The organism is Deinococcus apachensis DSM 19763 (assembly GCF_000381345.1).
Taxonomy (GTDB): Bacteria; Deinococcota; Deinococci; order Deinococcales; family Deinococcaceae; genus Deinococcus; species Deinococcus apachensis.
Genome location: NZ_KB906402.1, coordinates 55012 through 76515, shown reverse-complemented (window position 1 = coordinate 76515; position 21504 = coordinate 55012). Strand labels below are relative to the sequence as shown.

Sequence of the window (21504 nt, the reverse complement as noted above, 5' to 3'; positions counted from 1 at the left end):
ATCCCCGGGAGCGGGTGGCGGCGATGGCCTATGCTCAGGGCGCACCGACCAGGAGAGCCACATGCGACGTGAAGAGGGGTTCCGCAAGCCAGGGCTGGCCGCAGCAAGCGCAACGGCGGCCGCCGCATCCAACTGGAGGCACCCCGTCCGGCGCCTCGTGGGCATGGTTCTCATCGTCGTCGGGACCTCCCTCCCCCCCGCCTGTGCGGGCGGGCCGGAGACCCGCACGGACGCGCCGCCCTCCAGCCCGGCGCCCCCAGCTCCACCCCCGCCCCCTGTCCAGATCGGGGTTCCCGTGGTCAGCCCGGTGGTCCTCACCCGGTATCCCCACGACCGGGACGCCTTTACCCAGGGCCTCCAGTACCTGGGGCAGGGAGTCCTCGTCGAGAGTACGGGGCTGGTCGGGGCCTCCGGGGTGCGGCGGGTGGAGCTGGGGACCGGGCGGGTGCTGCTGGGGGTGCCCACGCCCATCCGGGAAGCGTTCGGCGAGGGCGTCACTGTTCTGAACGGCGTGGCGTACCACCTGACCTGGCGGACGGGCGTGGCCTTTGCTCTGGACGCGGTCACCCTGCGCGAGCTGGGCCGCTTCGCCTACCCCGGCGAGGGCTGGGGCCTGACCCACGATGGCCGGAGCCTGGTGATGAGCGACGGGTCGAGCACGCTCTTCTGGCGTGATCCGCAGACCTTCGCCGTCACCCGCCGCGTGCAGGTGACCGATGGGGGACAGCCGGTGGACCACCTCAACGAGCTGGAGGAGGTGCGGGGGAGCCTCTACGCGAACGTGTGGCTCACGAACCGGATTGCCCGCATCGACCCCGCGACCGGGCGGGTCACCCTCTGGCTGGACGTGCAGGCTCTGACCCGGGAGGTGAGCGCGGCGGCCAGCAGGGCGGGGCGGCCCCTCACGGCGGAGGACGTGCCCAACGGCATCGCCTACGTGCCCGAGCGGGGCACCCTGCTGCTCACGGGCAAGCGCTGGCCCACCGTGTTCGAGGTGCAGCTTCCCGGCGAGCAGGAAGAGGGGAAGACCCCCGCCGAGGACCCCTTGCGGTGACGGGCGGGGTTATTGCGGCGCAGCGGGAGGCCCGTTCCGGAGAGCCCGGACCCGCCTCCTTTCCGCGTGCCCCGGTCCATCACAGGTGGATGAGCATGATGACCTCCGCGGCCCTCGCCATCTTCGTGGGGGCCACCCCCACCCAGGAGGTATCACCGCATGATCCAACGCTCAACCCAGGCCCTCTTGCTCCTCGGCGCTGCCGCCCTCGGCCTGTCCGCCTGCGGAGTCACCGCCCGGCCGGACCCCACCGCTCAGGGCGTGGCCCCGGCCACTGTTCTGGATGCGGAGGCGTCCACTTCGGCCCCCCTGCAAGCCCTCAGCGGCGTGAAGCTGTCCGACGCCGAGGCCCGCTCCCGCGTCAGGGCCGCCGGGATCACCATCTCCTCCAGCGGGAATTGCAGCGACCGCAACACCAGCACCTGCACCTCGCTGGAGCAGGTGAACTCCGGCACCATCGACGGCATCCTCACCCTCAAGCGGGCCTCGGGCTGCGCGATCAACATCACGGGGGGCACGGAGACCGGGCACGCCAGCGGCACCTACAGCCACTGGAACGGGTACAAGCTCGACATCAGCAAATCCAGTTGCATCGGCACCTACATCCAGAACAGCTTCACGCGCATCAGCAACCGCGGCGACGGCGCCCCGAGGTACCAGAGTGCGGCGGGCAACATCTACGCCGACGAGTACTGGGCCAACCACTGGGACATCCTGTACTACTGAGCCGCGGGAGGCTCCCACACCAGCAGGGCGCCCCGGCTTGTCGCCAGGGCGCCCTGTGCAGCGGTTCTCGTGATAGAGCGTGGCGATCTCCTCGTCGCTCAGGGGGCGGTTGTAGACGCGCACGTCGTCCGCCTGACCGCCGAAGCTCGTCGGGGTCAGGGCGCCGCCGCAGGTCGTCGGGGCGATGCCCGGGCCGACGATCAGGCGGCCGCACTCGAACGGGGCGAGGGTGGTGACCCCGGCGGGGAGCACGCTTTCCCCCACCTTCACGCCGTCCGCGAAGAGGCCCAGCACGTACTGACCGTTCACGAAGGCCGTGCGCCCGACCACGAACACCCAGCGCCCCCTCGGCATGAACTCGCCGTTCTGGGGTCCGCTCGTGCCGATGTAGTTGTCCTGCGGGTACTTCGTCCGCACCTGGTACTGCAACCGGCCGCTGGCGCCGCTCAGGGTCGGCCCTTTCTCCAGGCCCATGATGTACTTGCTGCCCTCCCGGCTGTTCCAGTCGTCGGCCTTGACCCAGGCGGCGAGCGTGATCTGGTTGTCCACCATCGCGCCGGTGCCCAGATTCGCGGTGAAGGCGGTCGGGACGTTCCCAGTTGCTCCGGCGTTGACGAAGGTGAAGGCTTCCTGCGGGTTGTCGAAGCGGTCGGCGGCGGGCAGGGGGTCGGGCGTGATGGCGCCGTTCAGGCCGTTCGGGCCGGAGTCCTGGGCGCTGTTGTTGAACCGGTAGTAGGCGCGCAGGCCGTTGACCAGCAGGCAGGTTACGTCGGCGTTGACGGCGGCGGTGGTCGTCCCGCCCCGGGTGTCGGTGGCCGTCACGCGGATCGTCTTCGTGCCGCAGATGGCGTAGTCGTGGGTCAGTGAGAAGGGCGCGAAGCCGTCGTTGAGCACGGTCGGGGTGCCGCCGTCGCCCCAGTCGATGGAGACGGTCTTCAGCGTGCCGTCGGGGTCGCCCGCCTTGCCCGTCAGCCTCACCTGGAACCCGAAGGGCGTGGCGGCCACGTCGCTCACCACGGGCGGGAGGTTGCGCGGGACCAGGGGCTCGGGATCGGCCGCGTCCTTCAATCCGTCGCCGTCGGTGTCGGCATTGCGGGGGTCGGTCCCCTGGGCCTTCTCCTGCGCGTCGGTGAGGCCGTCCCCATCCGTGTCGGGGACGGCCGGGTTGGGGTAGACCGGGCGGGTATAGCGGGGCACGCCCTGGGCGTTCACGATCCAGCCCACCCGCGCCTCGTCGGCGTCGGAGAGGCCGTCGCCGTCGGTGTCGGGGTTACCGTCGTCGGTGCCGTAGAAGTACTCCTCGGCGGCGGTGAGGCCGTCCCCGTCTCGGTCCTGCACGCGTAGCACCCGCACCTCGCTGCCCGCCGTCAGCACGATGTCGTCCACGTGGGTCGTCGGCGTGACCGTCAGGCCGTTCACAGCCGGGCGAACTGGGCGAGGGCCACGGCGAGCGCCCGCCGCCGCCCCAGGCCCCAGAACAATTCCAGCGCCTCCCCGAGCTGCGCCCGCGCCGCGCCCAGGTCCCCCGCGCAGAGGCTGACCTCCGCGAGGTTGTACAGCGAGTTCGCCATGCCCTGCCGGTCCCCCAGCTCGCGCTTGATGGCGAGGCTGCGTCCGGTGAGCTGACGGGACTCGGCGGGGTCATCCGAGGCGTTCCCCAGGTTGGCGAGGGCGTAGGCCACCCCGTGCCGGTCCCCGATGGCCTCCTTGAGGGCCAGGCTCTCCTCGAAGTGACGGCGGGCGCGCGCCCTCCCCCCGCAGCAGCCAGGTGATGCCCAGGTCGTTGAGGGAGGTCGACAGGCCCCAGCGGTCCCCGACCTCGCGCTGAATGGCCTCGGCGCGGGTCAGGAAGGCCTGGGCCTCCTCCAGCCCGCCGAGTCCACGGCTGTTCAGGCCCAGGGCGTGCAGGACTTTCGCTTCCTGAGTCCGGGCTCCCGCCCCCTGAGAGAGCAGGAGGGCCTCATCCAGCCGGGCGCGGGCGGCCGGGTACTCGCCCAGCTCGCGGGCAGCTCCGGACACCCTCGGCAGCGCCAGCGCCGCCTCCAGCAGGGCGAGCCCCTCGCGGTGGTGGCCGCGCACGTACCAGAACCAGTGCAGGGCCGCCGCCAGACGCAGGGCGGCCCCCGCGTCGCGACGTTCCAGCAGCCAGGCCAGGGCCGCGCGCAGGTTGTCGTGCTCGGTGGACAGGCGCTCCAGCCAGCGCGCCTGTTCGGGGCCGAGAAGCTCCGGCGCGGCCTCCTCGGCGAGGGCGAGGAAGTGCGCGGCGTGGGCGCGACTCGCGGCCCCGAACTCCGCCGGGTCCATCCCCAGCGCCTCGGCGGCGTACTGGCGCACGACTTCATGCAGCGCGAACCGCCCCTCGCGGTCCCGGCGCAGCAGCGAATGGTCGGCCAGCCCCAGCAGGGTCCGCAGCGGCGCCCCACCCACCTGGGACCCGGCCGGGCGCTCGAAGCCGCCCCGGAAGACCGAGAGCCGGGCCAGCGCCCGCTGCTCGCCGGGCGTGAGCAGCCCCCACGAGGACGTGAAGGCCGCCCGCAGGCTGTGGTGCCGCTCCGGGCGGTCGGGCGCCGCGCCCTCAGCGAGGTCCAGGCTCTTGCTCAACTCTCGGGCGCCGAGAGGCTGCCCGCCCAGGCCGCCGAGAGCTCCAGCGCGAGCGGCAGGCCCCCGCAGAGCTGGCAGATTTCGACCAGGGAGGCCACGTTCCCGCCGCCCAGGGCAAAACCGGGCCGCACCCGTCCCGCCCGCTCGACGAAGAGCCGCACCGCGCTCGACCGGGCCGCCGCCGCGAGGTCCGGGTGGCCCGGATACGCCAGCCCGCCCAGCGCCATCACCCATTCGGCCTGGAGGCCCAGCCTGCGGCGCGAGGTAACGAGCAGCGTGACCCCCCCGGTGCCCTCCAGCAGCGCCAGCACGGCGGCGAGCGTCTCCTCCCGCACGCCGGGCTGCTCGAAATTGTCCAGCACCAGCAGGTGCCGCCCCGACCCCAGGAAGGCGAGCAGTTGCCCCAGCGGCGGCTGGGCCCCTCCGAGCTTGAGCCCAGTGGCGGCGGCCATCGCCGAGACCAGCGCCGCGGCCGAGTCCGCCGCCTCCAGGGGCACGAAGTGGGCCGCGGCGCCAAAGGTCTCGCGCGCTCCTTCCAGCGCCTCCCGGGCGAGCCGGGTCTTGCCCGCTCCCCCGGGACCACTGAGGGTGAGCAGCCGGTGGTCAGGGCGGGCGAGATGCGCGCCCAGGCTCTCCAGTTCCTCCTCGCGCCCGAAGAAGGGGGTGCCGGAGGCGCGGCGTGGTCTGGGGACGGGCGCGACCGCTGTGGGGGACGCTTCCAGCAGGGCCGCGTGCAGCCGCACCGTGGCCGCCTCGGGTTCCAGCCCCATCTCCTGGCGCAACCCCAGACGGAAGCGCCCAAAGACCCGCAGGCCCCGGTCCCGCTGCCCGGCCCGCGCGGCGCAGCGCAGGTAGGCCCGCACCGCCTCCTCGGCGAGGGGGTCGGCGGCCAGCGGCGGTCCAGCCACGCCAGCGCCTCGCCGGGCTCCCCCGCCTGATCGAGGGCGGCGGCCTGGCCCAGCAGGGCGTCCTGCCGGGCGGCGTGCAGGTCCTCGCGTTCCGCCTCCAGCCACAGCTCGAACTCGGGGAGGCGCTGGGGCCGCACACCCTCCAGCAGCGGCCCGCGGTACAGGTCCAGCGCCCCGGCCCAGTCCCCGGACGAGCAGGCCCGGCGAAAGCGGCGCACGTCGAGGGCCGAGGTCCAGCCCAGCCCGTCGCTGCCCGCGTCCAGGCCGCCGCCCCAGGGGAGTCCCCGAACACGGTGCAGCAGGTTTCGCAATCGGTTGCGCGCCGCGCCCGCCTCGATACCGGGGTAGAACAGCTCCACGACCTCGTCCCGCGTCACCCGCTCGCCCGGGCAGGCGAGGTAGGCGAGGAGCCACAGGGGGGCCTCGTGCGGTAACGGTGTGGTCACGCCATCCGAGTCGTGCTGCGGGCGCCCAGCAGCCGGATCATGCCCTCCAAGTACCGCCTCCTCCCCGTGCGGGGCCTCGCCCGGATTGTCACATACCGGCCAGCCCAGGGGCGGAAGGTCGGGGGACGAAGCGGGCCGTTTCCCCCTCACTTCCGCGCGAGAACCTTCGCCCAGCCCCGCGTCTGCACGAGCTGCCTCGCCCGACGCGTGGCCTCCCGGTAGGCGGCGGACAGGTCGCCCTCCCCCCGCGCGGCGAGCCGGGCGCTCAGCGTCCCCTCGGGCAGCCCCTCCAGCCCGGTCGGTCCCCGGGGGTCGCGCTCCGCCTCCCCGCTGAACAGCCGGGCCAGCCCCTCGGCGAGCCAGCGCGGGAGACTGCGGGGCTGGGCGGCGTGAAAAGCCTCGTGGCGAATGGTGAGGGGCAGGGTTCCACGCGCGGCGAGGGCGCCGAGGCGCTGGGTGTGGATGACGGCCCCGCGCGTGGTCGCCGCGACGAACCAGGGTTCACCCGTGCGGCGCGCGAAGTCCGAGGCACTCGTCGCCGCCTCCAGCCGCGTGTCCGGCAGCGTGAGGCCCAGGGCATGCAGGTCCCGACCGACGCCGCGCCAGGCCCCGAACACCGCGGGGAGATAGGCGCGGTCGCGCGGGTCGCCCACCTCCACGCTGAGCTGCCCGCCCCGCGCGGAGGCGATGCCCAGCAGCCCCGCGAGCAGGACGGCCAGACCGCGCCTCTTGGAGGGCACTACTGCCCCCGGTCGCGCACGGTGAGGGTGGCGGCGGGCGCGTAGCCCTCCACGTCGGGCTGGTACATCAGGAAGGCGTGGGTGGGCAGGGCGGTGAAGGTGCCGGGCGTCTGGGCGCGCAGCACGTACGTCATCTTCCCCGTCCCGCTCAGGAAGTCGGCGTACAGGTCCACCCGGTCGTCTTGCAGGTCGCGCCCCGCGTACCAGTAGTTCCAGGCGAAGGGGTCGTCCTCGTCCACGGCGTTCAGGCCACGGATGTCGAGGGAGCGGTCGTCGAGCGCCTTCATGCCCGCCGGGATGGGGTCGCTCACGAGGAGGTAACGGGCGTCCCTCTCCCGCGGCTGCACGGTGAGGGTGACCAGAATCAGGTCGCCGACCGTGACGGGCTGGAGCCGTCCGCCGCGCAGGAGCGGCGTGCGCGCATAGCTGTAGCTCTTCTCCTTCGCGTCCCAGGTCGGCACGAGCTTCTCATAGGTCCGGGCGAGGGCGAAGCCGCGCGAGGGGTCGCCGGGTAAGGCACGGGGCTCGCGGGCAAAGGTCAGCTCGGCCGAGAAGGAGGCGCCGCGGGCTCCGGTGACCTGCAGGGTGTTCTGCCCGCGGGTGAGGCGGGCGAGCTTCGCGCCTGCAAGGTTGACCTCGCCCGCGCCCGTCACTGTTCCGGCGGGCTGGCCGTTCAGGCTGACCTGCGCGGGGACGGCACTCTCCGACGTGCGTTTCAACGCGAGTGCGGCGACCACCACGCTCGTGGTGTCCTGGGTGCTGATCCAGCGCGGTCCCCGGCGGTTGGCGAGGAGCCCCTGGGACGTGCGGGGAATGAGGGGGCTCCCCGGGTCCAGCCGCGCGAGGGCTTCCAGGGCGGCGGCGGTCGTCTGGATGCTGTTGTCCTCCCAGTACCAGAACCAGTCCGCGCGGCGGGGGGCGTCCCAGTGGACGGGGGCGCCGCGCCCGCCCTCGACGCGCCGGGCCTTCAGGCGGTCGAGCAGGTCACGCGCGGCCTGCCCCTGCCCGGCCTGTTCGAGGGCCAGCGCCGTGTGCGACAGGGCGTAGGGGGCGAGTTCGGCGCGCTGAGAGAAAGCGGCGAGCTTCGCAGGATTCACCCGGCCCGCCTCCGCCAGGGCGCGGTACGCGGTGGCGCGGGCGCCCTGCGGCTCCTTCCCGTCCTCCACATGCCGCGCGAGGTACACCAGGGCGCGGTCGAGGACGCGGTTGTCCACCCGCACGCCGAGCCCCCGCGCCCGCAGCAGGCCGCGCGTCACGTAGGCCGTCATCTCCAGGGTCGAGTCGTCGAACTGCCAGAAGCCCCAGCCGCCGTCGTCATGCTGGAAATCGGACAGGCGGGCGAGGCTGAGGTCCATGATCCTGGGGAGGTCATTCCGCACGTCGGCGGGTAGGGCGTCCGGTCCCAGCGCCTCGCGGGCGAGCAGGGCGGGCAGGAAGCGGCTCATCGTCTGCTCGGTGCAGCCGTAGGGGTAGCCCACGAGATAGGTCAGCGCGGGCGTCACCGCGTCGAGCAGCGACGGCGTGACGAACACACGGAGCTGAGCCGTGGCGAGGTTGGTGTCCTGGGGAACCCGCAGCGTGGCCGTCTCCCCCGCCGCGCCCGCCAGCGTGAGACTCGTGTCGTATCCGCGCGCCTTCACGGGCAGGGGGAGCCTCAGGCTGTCGCCCGCGTTCGCGGTCTGGACGCCGAAGGTGACGCGGGCCGTCCCCACGGCATCGGCCCCTACGCTGAAGTCCTGCCGAACCCGTCCTCCCGCGCCCACGGCGACGGGAGAACCCGCCCCACTGAACAGCCCGCGGGGGGAAATCGGCGTGAGGCCCTGCACCCGCGCCGTCACCTCGCCCTTGACCGGCTGGGGCAGCGTGTTGTTCACCACGCCCGCGAACGTCGCCGTGTCGCCACGCACCAGGAAGGGCGGCAGGCTCAACCGCGCGATCACGTCCTTCGTCGTCATGGTGGTGGTGGTGGTCTGCCCGAAGCGGGCGGAAACGGTCTGCGCCCGGGCGGTCGCCACCCAGGTCGTCAGGTTGTCCGGGAAGCGCACGCTGAGTTCGGCGCGGCCCGCATTGTCGGTCACGAGGTTGGGCACCCAAAGGATCGTGTCGCGGAAGTCCTCACGCGGGGTGCCCTCCTGCGGGCGGTCCCCGGTCTTGGCCTGCCCGAAGGCGGCCTCGGTCATGGCCGGGGCGGGGGCGGGCAAGCGGCCGGTCTCGAAGTAGAAGGACACACTCGAATTGGTGCCCACCACGTTCTCGCGCGGCGCGCGGAAGACGTTCAGCATGGGCGTGCTCGTGTCCGCGCGGATCAGGTAGATGGACTGGTCCACCACCCCGAGGGTCAGCTCGGCGGGCACACCTTTCCCCGAGGCGTCGCTCACCTGCACGGCGAGGCGCCCCGTCTCGCCCGGCCGGTACTCCGCCCTGGCCGGGGTGACCCGCACGCTCAGCTCCGCGCCCCGCACAGGCACGCGCACCCGTGCCGCGTTCGAGTAGAAGTTGCCGTCCCCCAGGGCCGCCGCCCCGACGAACACGTCCCCGCTCATGTCAGGCGTGACCGGGAAGGAGTAAGTGAGGGCCGAGCCGCGACCGCGCAGCACTGTGGAACGGCGCAGGCGGTCGCCCTCGATGGTCACCAGAACTGGGGCGCCGGGCCGCGGGTTGCCGATCAGGACCGTCGCGGTCTCCCCTGGCGCGTATGACCTCTTGCCCGGCCGCAGGGTGAGGTCGCGGTAGTTCCAGCCCCAGTCCTCGCCGGGCTTCAGGACCCACGCGAAATTCTCGAAGGTGGAGGTGCGCCCCTTCTCGTCACGCACAGTGGCGCGCAGCAGGTAGCCACCACCTCGCCGGGCCGTGAGGGTGGCGCTTCCCTCCCCCCTCGCATTGGTGCGGGCGGTCACGCGGGCCTCGCGGGTTTCGCGCAGGGTGTACTCGCCGCGCACCTTCACCCACTCCTGCCGCACGAGGTCGAGAGTGACGGGGGCCGCCCGTCCCGCCCCGGCGAGGTCGCGGGTGTCCAGTGCCACCCGGATGGGCTTCCCGGCGTCGTACAGGTAGGCGTCGGTGCGGGCCTCGACATTCACGCTGGCGGGGAAGGCCAGGACCCGGGCGAAGCCGCTCACCGGACGCCGCGACTCGTCCTCGACCTCGGCCTCGACGCGGTAGCTCAGCGGGCGGCCCTGCGCGTCCCGCTGTAGGGGCAGGGTGAGGTCGAGGTTGCCCGCCGCGTTCAGCCGAGTCTCGCCCTGCACCACGAGGTCGGAGCCGTAGTCGCTCCCGTCCATGTCCGGGGGCAAGTAGTCCTCCGTGTCGAAGCCGGGCGGGTAGTAAGGAGCGCGGGTGACGTTGTAGGTGACGCGCGCCCCGCCCACGCTCCCGCCGAAGAGGTAGCGGGCGCTGACCCGCACGCTGAGCCCCTCGCCCTGCACCGCCCGCCCCTTGCTCGGCGTGACCGTCACCGCGTACTCGGGTTTCTGGTACGCCTCGACCGCGAAGGTGCCGCCCACATCCGGGCCGTCCTCGCCCACCCCGGACACCCGCGCCTCGAAACGGTACTCGCCGAGCTTGGCGCCCGCCGGGAGGTCGAACCCCGCGTTGAAGGAGCCGTAGCCATTCGTGGTCAGGTTCTTCTGGAAGACGCTCTCGTCGAAGGGGGAAAAGACCGTCACCCGCACCGCCCGGTTTGCCAGGGGCTTCAGGGTCTGCCCGCTCCGCACCACGCCCTTGAAGTCCACGTGCTGCCCGGGACGGTACACCGGGCGGTCGGTGTAGACGAAGCCCCTCACCCTCGGCGCGGCGTAGCTGTTCCAGCTCGCGCCCGACACCGCCCACTGGTTGCCGAAGCGCGCGAGGAAGAAGTCGCGGTTGCTGGCGGGGGCCGTGAACTTCGCCAGGCCGTCCGGGCTGGCGAGGGCGCTGGTCCCCCCCGCCCCCAGCCGCCACACCCGCGCCGCCCGTGTCGCGCCGCTCGCCCGGTCCGCCGCGTAGACGAGCGCGGTATTCCGGTCGCGCTTCACCACCAGCCCGAGGTCACTCACCAGGATCAGGGTGCCCGCCCGGCCCGCGCGCAGAACGTACAGGCCGGGGGAAAGCCGCCCCAGGTTGACCTCGCCGTAGCCCTTGCTGCCCGTCCGCAGCGTTCGCACCGGGGTCGTCCGTGTTCCGGGCGGCAGGTCGGGCTGGTGGGGATCGGGGGTGGCGCTGAACACCGCGAGCGGGTCGGCCACGCGCTCCAGACGCAGCTCAGTGCGGGCGGGGGCGCTCACCCCGATGGTCACGCTCTGACCGGGACGAAAGACGCCCCCGTACAGGCTGACGGGGGGCTGGGCGGGCGCGAACGTGACGGTGAGCAGGGCGGCGAGCAGACCGATTCGGGCGGGGGTTCCCTTCATGCGTCCTCCGGGGCTTGACGTGACCTCAGCGTACAGCCGAGCTGGCCCCGTTACCGCAGAATCTGCCAGCGGTACACCCCCAGGAAATTCGGGTTGCCCGGCGTGGGGTGAAAGGCTGGGTTGGGGTGGCGCATCAGGGTGGCGAGGGTGACGAGCCGCACCTCACCGCCCTCGCTGGGGCGGGCGCCGGTGTGGTACACGACCCGCCCGTCCCCCAGATAGACCATGCTGTGATAGGCGCCGAGTTCGGGGCGCAGGAAGAACAGGAGGTCGCCCCGCTGCGCCCGTGACGGATCGCGCGTCACCAGGGCGGCCGAGAAGTTGGCGAGGAAGCGCGCGGAGGTGCGGCCCACCAGCCGCCCGGCGTCCACGTCCCCGGGGCGATACGGGCCGGGCGCCACCCGGAACACCGAGCGCGACACGAGGGGCGCCGGGTACGTGAGCCCCCGCACCTCCGGCAATCTGGGGCGCGGCAGGAATTTGAACTTCGCCCACCACGCCGCGTCGTGCCCCATCAGCGCGTTCACGAAGGCGTAGCGCACCAGCCCCGCGCAGTCCTGGTCCTCCACCTTCCAGTCGGGGGAGAGGCCGTAATACTGGCTCTCGGCGATACTGGCGAACCAGTCCGCAAAATACGCCCGGTCCTGCCCCACGAGTTCGAGCGCGTCCGGGTAGCCGTCGCGGTCAGTGTCGGTGGTACTGACGGCAGGCACGCTCCCGGTGAGCAGCGCGGCGAGCGCGAGGATGGCGGCGAGCATGCCCCGAGTATTACGCTTCTGGAAATCACCCCCACGGCACAGGCCCCACATGGATAGGCAAATCGGCCTACTGGACTACGCCAAAGCGCGGCTGGTCTTCCCGCCCCGCACCCCATAAGTTGCAAAGGATTTCCCGAGCAGGCCAGAAGGAGCCCCCCATGCCTCAAGGATGCCGATTCGTCCAGCCACACCAAGCCCCCTTCGCTGGAGGTCGTGACGTTTCATGCATACCCTTGACTTTGGGGGTCTCGCCCAGGTAGACGCGGGAAAAACCAGCCCGATTCCCCGCCCCGCCCTGCGAGCGCGGAATTTTCTTCCGGCCCGCCGTGGTCTCCGTTAGCGGCGTGACCGCCAGCCCGGTTGACACCCAGGGTTTCATGGCGGGGGCAGGGCGCACGGTGCGGCTCCTGACTGCTCCCGTGGCCTGGGCACCTACCGGCGTTCGCTCACGGGCGCAGGAGGGCCGCGCCGCGTTTTTGGCCGCCACGCACCTGTCGCGGCTCCTTCGCCGACCCGACTCCGGGTGGGCGTCATTCCACTGCGCCGCGAGAACCCTATGCCGGGGCTTTGCCGGTGGTTCTGACCCACAGCATGGGGGCAACCCCGAACCTTTTCCCACCCCCTTCGCACGGAGGAGTTTTCCTTGAATTCCCGACTGGGCATCTTCCTGTCGTACTACCGACCCTACCGGCGCACGCTGGTCATCGACCTCGTCTGCGCCTTTCTCGTCGCCGGGATCGCGCTCGTCTTTCCACTGGGCGCGGGATACATCACCCGCACGCTGCTTCAGCATCCCGATGAGGGGACGCTGGGACAGATCGTGACCGTGGGCGCCTCGATGCTTGGGCTGGTGGCCCTCCAGATCGCCGCGAACACCTACGTGGACTACCAGGGGCACATGATGGGCACCCTGATCGAGCGGGACATGCGGCGCGACCTGTTCCGGCACCTCCAGTCGCAGCCCTTCCAGTTCTTCGACGGGCAGCGCATCGGCCAGCTCATGAGCCGCCTGACGAACGACCTCTTCGCCATCGGGGAACTGGCGCACCACGGCCCCGAGGACCTCGCCATCGCGGTGTTCAAGTTCGTGGGGGTGTTCCTGATCCTGCTGGGCCTCAACGTGAAGTTGACGCTGCTGCTGTTTTGTTTTATCCCCTTGATGGCCGTCTACGCCCTCTCCTTCAACCGCCGCCTGAACGCCGCCATGCTGGGCAGCAAGGCCCGCATCGGGGACGTGAACGCGCAGGTGGAGGACTCGCTGGCGGGCATCCGCGTGGTGCAGTCGTTCACGGGCGAGGCGGTCGAGCAGGGCCGCTTCGACCGCGCGAACGACCTGTTTGTGGAGAGCCGCCGGGAGGGCTACCGCAGCGAGGCCTACTTCTACCAGGGGATGACGGCCTTCACGCAACTGATGACGGTCGCAGTCCTGGTGTTCGGCGGCCTCGCCATCCTGCGCGGGGAGTTGCGGCTCGACGCGCTCGTCACCTATCTGCTGTGCGTCGGCATCCTGATCGAGCCCATCCAGCGGTTCGTGAACATCGCCCGACTGCTTCAGGAGGGCCTGACCGGCTTCGAGCGTTTTCTGGAACTCATGGCGATCAGGCCGGAGCTTCAGGACGCCCCGAACGCGCTGGAACTGGAACACGTGCGCGGGGGCATCCGGTTCGAGCACGTCTCCTTCGAATATCCGTCGGGCTCTGGCCCAGTGCTGAGGGACATCAATCTTTATATCCGGCCGGGAGAATTCGTCGCGCTGGTGGGCGCTTCAGGGGTCGGGAAAAGTACCCTCTGTGCCCTGATCCCGCGCTTTTACGACGTGACGGAGGGCCGCATCCTGATTGACGGCGTGTCGGTCCGGGACATCCGCCTGCACTCGCTGCGGCGCCAGATCGGCGTGGTGCAGCAGGAGGTCTACCTGTTCGCCGGAACGGTCCTGGAGAACATCCGCTACGGGCGCCCGGAGGCCAGCGAGGCGGAGGTTATCGAGGCGGCCCGGCAGGCGGGGGCGCACGACTTCATCCTGGCGCTCCCGCAGGGCTATCACACCGACATCGGCCAGCGCGGTGTGAAGCTCTCCGGCGGGCAGAAACAGCGCCTGAGCGTGGCGCGCGTCTTTCTGAAAGACCCGCCCATCCTGATCTTCGACGAGGCGACGAGCGCCCTGGACAACGAGAGCGAGCGCGTCGTGCAGGACGCCCTGGAACGGCTGGCACGGCGGCGCACCACGCTGGTGATCGCCCACCGCCTCTCCACCGTGCGAAACGCCGGGCGGATCGTGGTGCTGACGGGGGACGGCATCGCCGAGGAGGGCACCCACGACGAGCTCCTGCGCGCGGGTGGCGTCTACGCCACGTTGCAGGCTGCCGGAATGGAGCTGTCCGGCATATAAATGCGTTGTGGCGCGGGTTTTCTCCCCCTTGGGACCAGGCTTCACAAGACGGTCCGATAAGCATGCGAGATCGCCAAAAACTGCGTTCAGGACGGGAAAAATAACCCTTTCTTCTGTTAAAGGTCAATCTAATCAATCGATTATGTTGTTAGCGTAATATGGAGGCACCTAAGGACGGCACAGGCTGGTAGATCGCCGAGTTGCTGCTGGTGCGCCGAGCGCCGCGGAAGGAGAAGGTGGAGCATGCTGGACGTGACCCTCAGGCGGAAGTTCCCGGCGTACACCCAGGACGCGACCGGCACGCAGCGGTTCATCGACGGCATGCAAGCGTTGGGCGAGCGGCTGGGCGACAGGGCGCACGGACTTTACCTGCGCGGCCCGCGGGAAGCGCGCGTCCTGTCCATGCAGCCCCTGAACGCGGAGATGTTGATGATGGAGTGCCTCGACGACGACGGCGGCACCTTCCTGGTGCTGAGCGCCGCGGAGCTGGTGCAGTTCGAGGTGCGGCCGACCCCGGTGATGCCGGAGGCTGTGTCACTCGAACTGGTGGGCGTGGGGCGGTAGGCGGGCTGTCCCAGGGCAGAGGTTAGCGGCGAGCCGTACCGGGCACGGGGCTCACGGCCGTCCCGGACGCACTCACGGTGGGAAGAAGAGAAGGGATGCCCATAGTTCGCCGGGCATCCCTTCTCGCCGTCTGGGCCAGCCGTTGAGCTTTGTGGGGAGGGAATGTGGGAGGCAGCCTGGTCCACGCGATCAATTGCCGCTTCACGCCGACGTGGCACGAGGGGTATTCAAATCGTCCAAGCCGGAAGGGCGAAGCCAGACGTGCCCGGGCCTGGTGGCGGCCCAGCCCCTATCCTGTCGGGGCGTCTGCCTCTATCCCGATCAGGCGGCCCAAGGAGAAACCCCCTGCGTACCCTTCAACTCCGGCGCCCCTGGCCCTCGCTCAAAGGCCTGCCGCGCAACGCCCGCGGCGCCATCATCACCGAGCCCTTGTGGGCGGTCTTCGGCGTCGTGGTGCTCTACTACGCGCCCCTGTACATGCGCGAGGTGGGCCTGACGAGCCCCCAGATCGGGTGGGTGGGCTCGATCACGCTGGCCTGCTCCTTCGTGTTTCAGGTGCTGGCCGCGCCGGTCACCAACCGCCTGGGCCGCAAGCGGGCCACCCTGCTCGCCGACCTGATCTCGTGGACCCTGCCGATGTTCGTCTGGGCCGTCGCCCGCTCGTTCGAGGCCTTCGTGCTGGCCGCCGTCCTCAATGCGGTGGTCCGCATCGCCAGCGTCTCCTGGAGCCTGCTCACCATCGAGGACGTGGAGCAGTCGCAGCGGGCGCGGGTCCTGGGCATCCTGAACCTGATCGTGGCGGGCTGCGGCCTCCTGACCCCGCTGATCGGGCTGCCGATGTCGCGCTACGGGGTCGTGCCGACCATGAGCGTGTTCTACGCCCTGGGCGGCGTGGGCATGACGGTAATGTTCCTGTGGCGCAACGCCATCACGCAGGAGACCCAGGTGGGCCAGGCCGCGATTCAGGAACACCGCGAGCTGCACCCCTGGCAGAGCGTGAGCCTCACGCTGCGGCAGGTCCTCGCCATGCGCCAGCATCCGGGGCTGCCCGCCGTGGTGGCCTTTTACACGCTCAGCGTCTTTCTGGAGCAGTTGGGGCTGTTTCAGATTCTCTTCTACCGGGAGGCGCTGGGCTTCAGCGTGGGGGCGCTGTCGTGGGTACCGGTGGCGACGGCCGCCGTGACCGCGCTGATGTACGGGCTGGTGCTGCGGCGCCTGGCCGGAGTGCCCGCCGAGCGGACCCTGGTCGGCACGCGGGTGCTGGGGCTGGTCGGCGCGGCCCTGGTGCTGCTGATTCCCGCCGGGAACCTGGCGGTCCTGCTGGGAGTGGTCTGCGTGCTCTCGGCCGCAACCTTCCTGACGCAGACCTACCGGGACGCGGTGCTGTTCGGCCGCCTGCCGCAGCGCGGGGGGGCAGACCTGTACTCGGGCGTGCAGCTCCTGAGCCTGCTGCTGTCCATCCCGGCCGCGGGCCTCGGGGGCCTGCTGTACCACGGGCAGCCCCGGGTGCTGTTCGAGGTGATTGCCCTGCTCAACGTGGGGCTGCTGCTGCTCGCCATGGGGCTGGCCCGGACCCGGACCGCCACTGCCGGGTAAAAGAGTGCCCACCCTCCTCGCAGGGTGAACTGAGGGTGGGGACGGGACCCTTGGGCCGCTTCACGCTCGCCCCCGGCGCCGTCGTGCTCACACCTCGCGGCCTGGATGTGCACCTATGGCGCTGGTCACCCAGGGTGGGGAATCTGGCTCCCCCCGGGGCAGAAGGTCGCAGTAGCAGGGGCTCAGCTCGACAGGGGTGAAAAGAGAGTCAACTCGCCTTTCACCCCCTGACTGCCAGGCGGCATATAACCAGAACATGCCTCCGCGCAAAGCTGCTCTGCTGCTCCTCGCCGCTGCCGCTCTGACGGGTTGTGGCGCCCTCCCCCGTCCCGCCGAGGTCACCCGCTACATCCTTCCCGACACGCCGACCAATGCGGGCGCCGTGTTCCCCGAGGGCGTGGCGCTTCGGCCGGATACCAGGAACTTTTACGTGACCAGCACGACGGATGGTACGGTCTACCGCGGCACCCTCGGCACCCCCACCACAGAAGTGTTCCTGCCGGGCGGCGCGGATGGGCGCACCACCGCCGTGGGGCTGAAGGCGGACGGGGCGGGCCGCCTGTTCATCGCGGGGGGCAGCACCGGCAAGATGTTCTCGTACGACGCGAACACCGGGGCGCTGCTGCGGGCCTACAGCACGCCGACGGGCGCGAGCTTTATCAACGACGTGGCGTTGGCGGGCGACTACGCGTATTTCACGGACTCGCTGCGGCCGGTCATCTTCCGGGTGCCCAGGACGGCGGGGACGGGGGGCAGCGGCGCGGCCGAGGCGTGGCTGGACGTGAGCACGACCATTCCGTACTCGACGGCCCCTGGCGCCTTCAACCTCAACGGCATCGCGGCGACGCCCGACGGCCAGTACCTGATTGTGGTGCAGTCGTACAACGGCAAGCTGTTCCGCATCGGGGTGACCGACCGCTCGGTGGCGCCTGTTCAGATTGACGGGAGCGTCGTGAACGGCGACGGCATTCTGCTCGACGGCCAGACGCTGTACGTGGTGCGGAACGCGGACAAGATCATCGTGCCGATCTCGCTCGCAGCGGACTTCGCCAGCGGCACCATCGGGACGCCCTTCTCGGACGCGAGCTTGCGCTACCCCACCACCATCGCCCAGACGGACGGGCGGCTGCTCGTCGTGAATTCGCAGTTCAACAGGCGCGGGCCTGGCTTGACGCCCGAATTGCCCTTCACGGTGTCGAGTGTGCCCATCCCCGGGAAATGAGGACGCTCAGACCTGAATGTCCGGTGACAGCAGCGCACCGGCCGTGAAGCGCTCGTACCGCAACGGGGAGATGTCGATGAATGGCGCTTCTCCCAGGGCTTCCTGCGCGATCACCCGGGCGACGGCGGCCGCCTGCATGACGCCGTGCCCCGAGAAGCCGCAGGCGTTAAGCCACCCATCTACGCCCGGCATCCGGCCCACGACGGGCTGATGGTCCGGCGTGACCTCGTAGTAGCCCCACCAACTCGCACGGCGGTCGAGGGAGGCCGTCTCCAGCCAGGGAAAGCGTTCGAGCGCGCGGTCCAGGGTGGGTTCGAGCCACGCCCAGTTCATCCCCTCGCGCCAGCCCACATCGGCCTCGTCGGCGCGCCCCAGGATCAGGCGTTCCCCCTCGGAGCGCAGCCACACGCCGCTCTCCAGGTCGAACACCATCGGCAGCGGGCGCAGCAGGTTCAGGGGTCCGGTGGTAAACACCATGCGCCGGGCAGGCCCCACCGGGACCTCCAGCCCGGCGAGCGCGGCCACCTCACCGGACCAGGCGCCCGCGGCGTTGAGGACCTGCGGCGCCTCGACCTCCCCGGTGGGCGTCGTGACGCGCCAGCGGTCCCCTTCACGGGTAATGGCCGTCACGGGCGTATTCAGGGAGAAACAGGCCCCGGCCTCGCGGGCCAGGCGGACATATTCAAAGGTCAGGCCGTGCGGGTCCACGAAGCCGTCGGTCGGGCCGAAGGTGCAGCCGCCGAGGCCATTCGTCTCGAAGGAGGCGTGCCGCTGCGCCTGCGCGGGTGTGAGGACTTCCGTGGGCACCCCGTGCGCGTGCTGGCGCTCCACGCCTGTCAGGTGCGCCTCCCACTGCCCCTGGGGCACCAGCATCAGGTACCCGGCGGGCCGGTAACCGGAGGCGGGCATGGCGGCGTACTCCTCGATGCTGCGCTTTGAGAGCAGGATGTTGCTGTCGGTGGCGAACTGGGCGCGGACCCCGGCGGCACTCTTCCCGGTCGAACCCCCGGTGGGACTTCCCTGTTCCAGCACCCGCACCCTCAGGCCACGCTCGGCCAGACGCCACGCGCACGCTGCCCCAATAATGCCCGCCCCGATCACCACCACATCCCACTCAGCCTCTGCCGTCACACGAGGTCCGCCTCGACCTGAGGAAAGCCCTCGACGGGGAAGGTATCCACGTTCGCCGACCGCTGCTGGACGAGCACCCCGCCGTCCACCACGATGAGCTGCCCGGTGATGTAGGCGGCGTCGCCAGACGCGAGGAACAGTGCCGCCCCGGTCATATCCTCGGCCACTCCGTAGCGGCCCAGCGGCACGGTCTTCTCGCGGACGCGGAGCTGCTCCTCGGTGAGCCCGTAGGTGTTGATGAACCCCGGCACCACCCCGTTCACCCGCACCCCGTACGGCGCGAGGTCCAGCGCCATCGCCCGCGTCATCGCCTCGATTCCGCCCTTGGTCGCGTCGTAGGCGACGTTGCCGCGGTGGGCGCGGGTGGCGCCGCCCGACGAGGTGCTGATGATCACGCCGCGCCTGCGCCGGACCATCACGCGCGCCGCCCGGTGGGAACACAGGAACACGCTCTTCAGGTTCACCCGCACGACGCGGTCCCACCAGGCCTCGTCGCCGTCCAGGAAGTGCCGGGCTGTGTCGATCAGGCCCGCGTTGTTGTACAGCACGTCCACGTGGCCGAGTTCCGCCTCGACGCGGGTGAACATCGCCTCCACCTGGGCGGCATCCGAGACGTCGGCGGGTACGGCGAGGGCCGTGCCGCCCACGGCCGTGATGCCCCCTACGACCGCCCGCACGGCGTCCTCCTTCACGTCGTTCACGGCGACCCGGGCGCCCTCGTTCGCAAACCGCTCGGCGACGGTGCGGCCGATGCCGCCACCAGCACCGGTGACGAGTACCACTTGGCCTTCAAATCGTTTGGGGAAGTCATTCTTCATCAGGTTCTCCTTGAAAAGTTGGCAGGAATGAACGGGCAGGGGGAAAGACGTGCGCCTCCCACCCTCCGCGGCGCAGCCGCGCTCCTTGAGTGCTGGCACTCTAGCGCCGGGGGGACGCCCGGCTGGGCGAAAGCGGCCAGCGTCTCCCGCCCGCCGTCCCACTCCCCTTCCCGTCTGGACTACCGTTTCGCGGCGTCCGGGTCGTCGAACTGATCGACGGCGCCAGCCATGCGAATGAAGACCTGGCGCATGCTCTGGCCGTACGGGTAGAACTCCGCCTTCTCCCCCCGCTCCCACTTCGCCCGCATCTCCGGCGTGTCGATCTGGTAGTCCGGCCGGATGCGCTGGGTGATGCTCCGCAAATCCTGGTGCAACTCCGCCGTCGAGGGCCGGCCCCAGTACCAGTACCCGTTGTAGATCTTGTAGATCCTCAGCCCCGGTTCCAGCACGAAAGTGTGCGGGATCATCGGGTTGTTGTGCGGGTCGGTGTACTCCTGGATGCCCAGGTCCTGCTGCAAGATGCGCTCCGGGTCGTGCAGGAAGGGCCAGTGGGCGCCCACCCCCAGCCGCAGGTCGTTGCTGAGGATCAGGCTCTCGGCCGTGATGGTCACGATGCGGGTGAAGCCCACATCACACTGGGCGGAGAAGCGGACGAGTTCCATGAGCTGCTGGCGGTCCTTGGGGCAGTACACGCCCCGGCCCAGCATCAGGATCATGGGGTCACGGCCCTGCAGGAAGGAGAGCTTGCGCTTCACCCCGGTGTGGTCGGGGAGCTCGTAGTCGGGAAAGATTGCTCCTGGCTGGATGTCCTCGCGCATGCGTCCTCCTGAGGCCTGCGAATGGGGTGACTTCGGCCTTCAGCTTAAAGGGCGGGCCTGCGATCAGCCGCGTATCACGGAGCGGGAGCAGACTCCAGCCATGCGAGTCCTACCCCTCCTCACGGCCCTCTGCGTCAGCGTCGCCCAGGCGGAGGTTCCCGCCGCGCTCAACGGGATCTGGACGGTCGAGCAAACCGCCCCCGTGAACGGCACTCCGGCGCCCAGAGTCGAAGTGTTCATCAGCGGCTCCTCGCTGCGCGGCTCGTTCGGGTGCGGGAAGTTCGCGGGGACCCTCAGTGCCGGGGACAACCGGGTGCGGATGGCCGTGGCCTCGCTTCCGCCCGCGCCGAACGAGCGCTGCCTGTACGCCGCGAACCTGCCGCTGGTGCGCGAGCTAAACGTAGCCACGCGCTACGTCGTGACGCGCGACCACCTCGTGCTGTTCTCCGGCACGTCGCGGCTGGTCCTGACGCGCATCGGCTTCGTCACCCCGGTCAGCCCCAGGTAGGGCGGGCCAGGCGTTGATCTCCACTGCCCCCCAGCTCTGGAAGCTGCGCTGGTGGGGCGCTGTTGCCGGTGGCGTGTCCCCTCACCCCTGGCTGCGCCAGGCCCTCTCCCACGGGGGGAGAGGGTCAGCACATCCCTAGAGGGAGGGGCACCAGAGCGTTGGACTGGGTGGAGAGCAAAGCCTGAGGGCGGGCCGCCTCACACGGGGAGCGCCCACCACGTCCAGACGGCGGCGACCACCAGCAGGGAGAGCACCGGCGACAGGGAGGCCAGCGCCCCCGCCGCCGCGAAGATCAGCACGCCCAGCCCGGCCTTGAGGGTGTGCAGCCGAAACCCCGCGCTCGCCGTCTCCCCGGCGACGCGCACCTCCCGTTGCAACCACAGGAACATCAGGCTGCCGAAGGAATTCACGGCCGCATAGACCGCCGCCGCCACCGGCCCGCTGGACTGGCCCAGGAGCGCGGCGACCAGCGCGGTGGGAAAGGGCAGGAAGGTGATCGTCAGGAGAAAGAGCCCGTTCACGAACACCACGCCTCAGGTCACGGCACGCAGGTTTTGCAGCAGCAGGTGGTGACCCACCCAGGCGACGAAGATGGTCCCGAAGCCCAGCACGAACGCGAAGTACGACAGCCAGCGCGCCAGCAGGGCGGCCCACAACTGCGCCCCACCGCCACCACCCGCCTCAGGCACCCGAATTTCGAGGATGAGCAGAGTGATGGCGATGGCGAACACGCCGTCACTGAAGGCTTCCAGGCGGCTGGTGTGGTGGAACACCGGGGGCGACTCCTCCCTGGGCACCGGACGCTGATCCCGTGTAAACATTCGCTCCACCCTCCCC

General features: G+C 70.6%; 19 protein-coding genes. 7 read left to right on the top strand and 12 right to left on the bottom strand.

Annotated elements, in window-relative coordinates:
- Positions 1 to 163 precede the first annotated feature (163 nt).
- Positions 164 to 1054, top strand: coding sequence for a glutaminyl-peptide cyclotransferase (locus tag F784_RS0110145; protein WP_019586620.1), 891 nt, complete (start codon positions 164 to 166; stop codon positions 1052 to 1054).
- Positions 1055 to 1225: 171 nt separating this feature from the next.
- Here the strand turns inward: F784_RS0110145 and F784_RS0110140 are convergent, their stop codons facing one another.
- From F784_RS0110140 to F784_RS24560, 4 genes are read right to left on the bottom strand one after another with little or no spacing between them, the layout of a single operon-like run.
- Positions 1226 to 3199 carry a LamG-like jellyroll fold domain-containing protein gene (locus F784_RS0110140; RefSeq protein WP_019586619.1) on the bottom strand — a complete coding sequence of 658 codons (1974 nt, stop codon included), beginning with the start codon at positions 3197 to 3199 and terminating at the stop codon, positions 1226 to 1228.
- Positions 3196 to 3462: a tetratricopeptide repeat protein gene (locus F784_RS24570; RefSeq protein WP_019586618.1), complete on the bottom strand. Its 267-nt coding sequence runs from the start codon at positions 3460 to 3462 to the stop codon at positions 3196 to 3198. Before F784_RS24570 ends, F784_RS0110140 begins: the two co-directional genes overlap by 4 nt.
- A complete protein-coding gene (locus F784_RS24565; protein WP_026332399.1) occupies positions 3422 to 4381 on the bottom strand; it encodes a tetratricopeptide repeat protein in 960 nt (319 codons plus the stop codon). The genes F784_RS24570 and F784_RS24565 overlap by 41 nt, the downstream gene beginning before the upstream one ends.
- Entirely contained in the window at positions 4378 to 5289 is a 912-nt protein-coding gene (locus F784_RS24560; protein WP_019586617.1) for an AAA family ATPase, read from the bottom strand. Before F784_RS24560 ends, F784_RS24565 begins: the two co-directional genes overlap by 4 nt.
- Positions 5290 to 5363: 74 nt before the next feature.
- On the opposite strand from F784_RS24560, the gene F784_RS26115 reads away from it, so the two are divergent.
- Positions 5364 to 5723: a hypothetical protein gene (locus tag F784_RS26115; RefSeq protein WP_019586616.1), complete on the top strand. Its 360-nt coding sequence runs from the start codon at positions 5364 to 5366 to the stop codon at positions 5721 to 5723.
- Between the two features lie 158 nt (positions 5724 to 5881).
- Here F784_RS26115 and F784_RS24550 read toward each other — a convergent pair whose 3' ends face one another.
- Genes F784_RS24550 through F784_RS0110105 form a run of 3 tightly spaced genes read right to left on the bottom strand, consistent with a single transcriptional unit; the run spans position 5882 to position 11621 of the window.
- Complete coding sequence (locus tag F784_RS24550) at positions 5882 to 6475, bottom strand: hypothetical protein (RefSeq protein WP_019586615.1); 594 nt, start codon at positions 6473 to 6475, stop codon at positions 5882 to 5884.
- Positions 6475 to 10863 (bottom strand): alpha-2-macroglobulin family protein, encoded by a 4389-nt coding sequence (locus F784_RS22850; protein ID WP_019586614.1) that lies wholly within the window; start codon positions 10861 to 10863, stop codon positions 6475 to 6477. The genes F784_RS24550 and F784_RS22850 overlap by 1 nt, the downstream gene beginning before the upstream one ends.
- A gap of 50 nt (positions 10864 to 10913) precedes the next feature.
- Positions 10914 to 11621, bottom strand: a complete 708-nt coding sequence (locus F784_RS0110105; protein ID WP_019586613.1) for a DUF1175 family protein — start codon at positions 11619 to 11621, stop codon at positions 10914 to 10916.
- 643 nt (positions 11622 to 12264) lie between these two features.
- Between F784_RS0110105 and F784_RS0110100 the strand changes: the two genes are divergently transcribed.
- The 4 genes from F784_RS0110100 to F784_RS22845 all read left to right on the top strand — a co-directional run bounded on the left by F784_RS0110100 (position 12265) and on the right by F784_RS22845 (position 17392).
- Positions 12265 to 14010 carry an ABC transporter ATP-binding protein gene (locus F784_RS0110100; protein ID WP_019586612.1) on the top strand — a complete coding sequence of 582 codons (1746 nt, stop codon included), beginning with the start codon at positions 12265 to 12267 and terminating at the stop codon, positions 14008 to 14010.
- A gap of 243 nt (positions 14011 to 14253) precedes the next feature.
- Positions 14254 to 14574 (top strand): hypothetical protein, encoded by a 321-nt coding sequence (locus F784_RS0110095; RefSeq protein WP_019586611.1) that lies wholly within the window; start codon positions 14254 to 14256, stop codon positions 14572 to 14574.
- Between the two features lie 429 nt (positions 14575 to 15003).
- The gene (locus F784_RS0110090) at positions 15004 to 16170 is read left to right on the top strand and encodes an MFS transporter (RefSeq protein ID WP_019586610.1); all 1167 of its coding nucleotides are present in this window, start codon (positions 15004 to 15006) and stop codon (positions 16168 to 16170) included.
- A gap of 256 nt (positions 16171 to 16426) precedes the next feature.
- A complete protein-coding gene (locus F784_RS22845) occupies positions 16427 to 17392 on the top strand; it encodes an SMP-30/gluconolactonase/LRE family protein (protein WP_019586609.1) in 966 nt (321 codons plus the stop codon).
- Positions 17393 to 17398: 6 nt separating this feature from the next.
- Here F784_RS22845 and F784_RS0110080 read toward each other — a convergent pair whose 3' ends face one another.
- The 3 genes from F784_RS0110080 to F784_RS0110070 form a co-directional block, all read right to left on the bottom strand.
- Positions 17399 to 18523, bottom strand: coding sequence for an NAD(P)/FAD-dependent oxidoreductase (locus F784_RS0110080; protein WP_019586608.1), 1125 nt, complete (start codon positions 18521 to 18523; stop codon positions 17399 to 17401).
- Complete coding sequence (locus F784_RS0110075) at positions 18520 to 19341, bottom strand: SDR family NAD(P)-dependent oxidoreductase (protein ID WP_019586607.1); 822 nt, start codon at positions 19339 to 19341, stop codon at positions 18520 to 18522. The genes F784_RS0110080 and F784_RS0110075 overlap by 4 nt, the downstream gene beginning before the upstream one ends.
- A gap of 179 nt (positions 19342 to 19520) precedes the next feature.
- Positions 19521 to 20159: a redoxin domain-containing protein gene (locus F784_RS0110070; RefSeq protein ID WP_019586606.1), complete on the bottom strand. Its 639-nt coding sequence runs from the start codon at positions 20157 to 20159 to the stop codon at positions 19521 to 19523.
- Between the two features lie 100 nt (positions 20160 to 20259).
- On the opposite strand from F784_RS0110070, the gene F784_RS0110065 reads away from it, so the two are divergent.
- Positions 20260 to 20667, top strand: coding sequence for an META domain-containing protein (locus F784_RS0110065; protein ID WP_019586605.1), 408 nt, complete (start codon positions 20260 to 20262; stop codon positions 20665 to 20667).
- A gap of 197 nt (positions 20668 to 20864) precedes the next feature.
- Here the strand turns inward: F784_RS0110065 and F784_RS24545 are convergent, their stop codons facing one another.
- Both F784_RS24545 and F784_RS24540 read right to left on the bottom strand, forming a co-directional pair.
- Positions 20865 to 21188 (bottom strand): hypothetical protein, encoded by a 324-nt coding sequence (locus F784_RS24545; protein ID WP_157465169.1) that lies wholly within the window; start codon positions 21186 to 21188, stop codon positions 20865 to 20867.
- A gap of 12 nt (positions 21189 to 21200) precedes the next feature.
- The gene (locus F784_RS24540; RefSeq protein WP_083939184.1) at positions 21201 to 21488 is read right to left on the bottom strand and encodes a TMEM175 family protein; all 288 of its coding nucleotides are present in this window, start codon (positions 21486 to 21488) and stop codon (positions 21201 to 21203) included.
- Between the last annotated feature and the right edge of the window lie 16 nt (positions 21489 to 21504).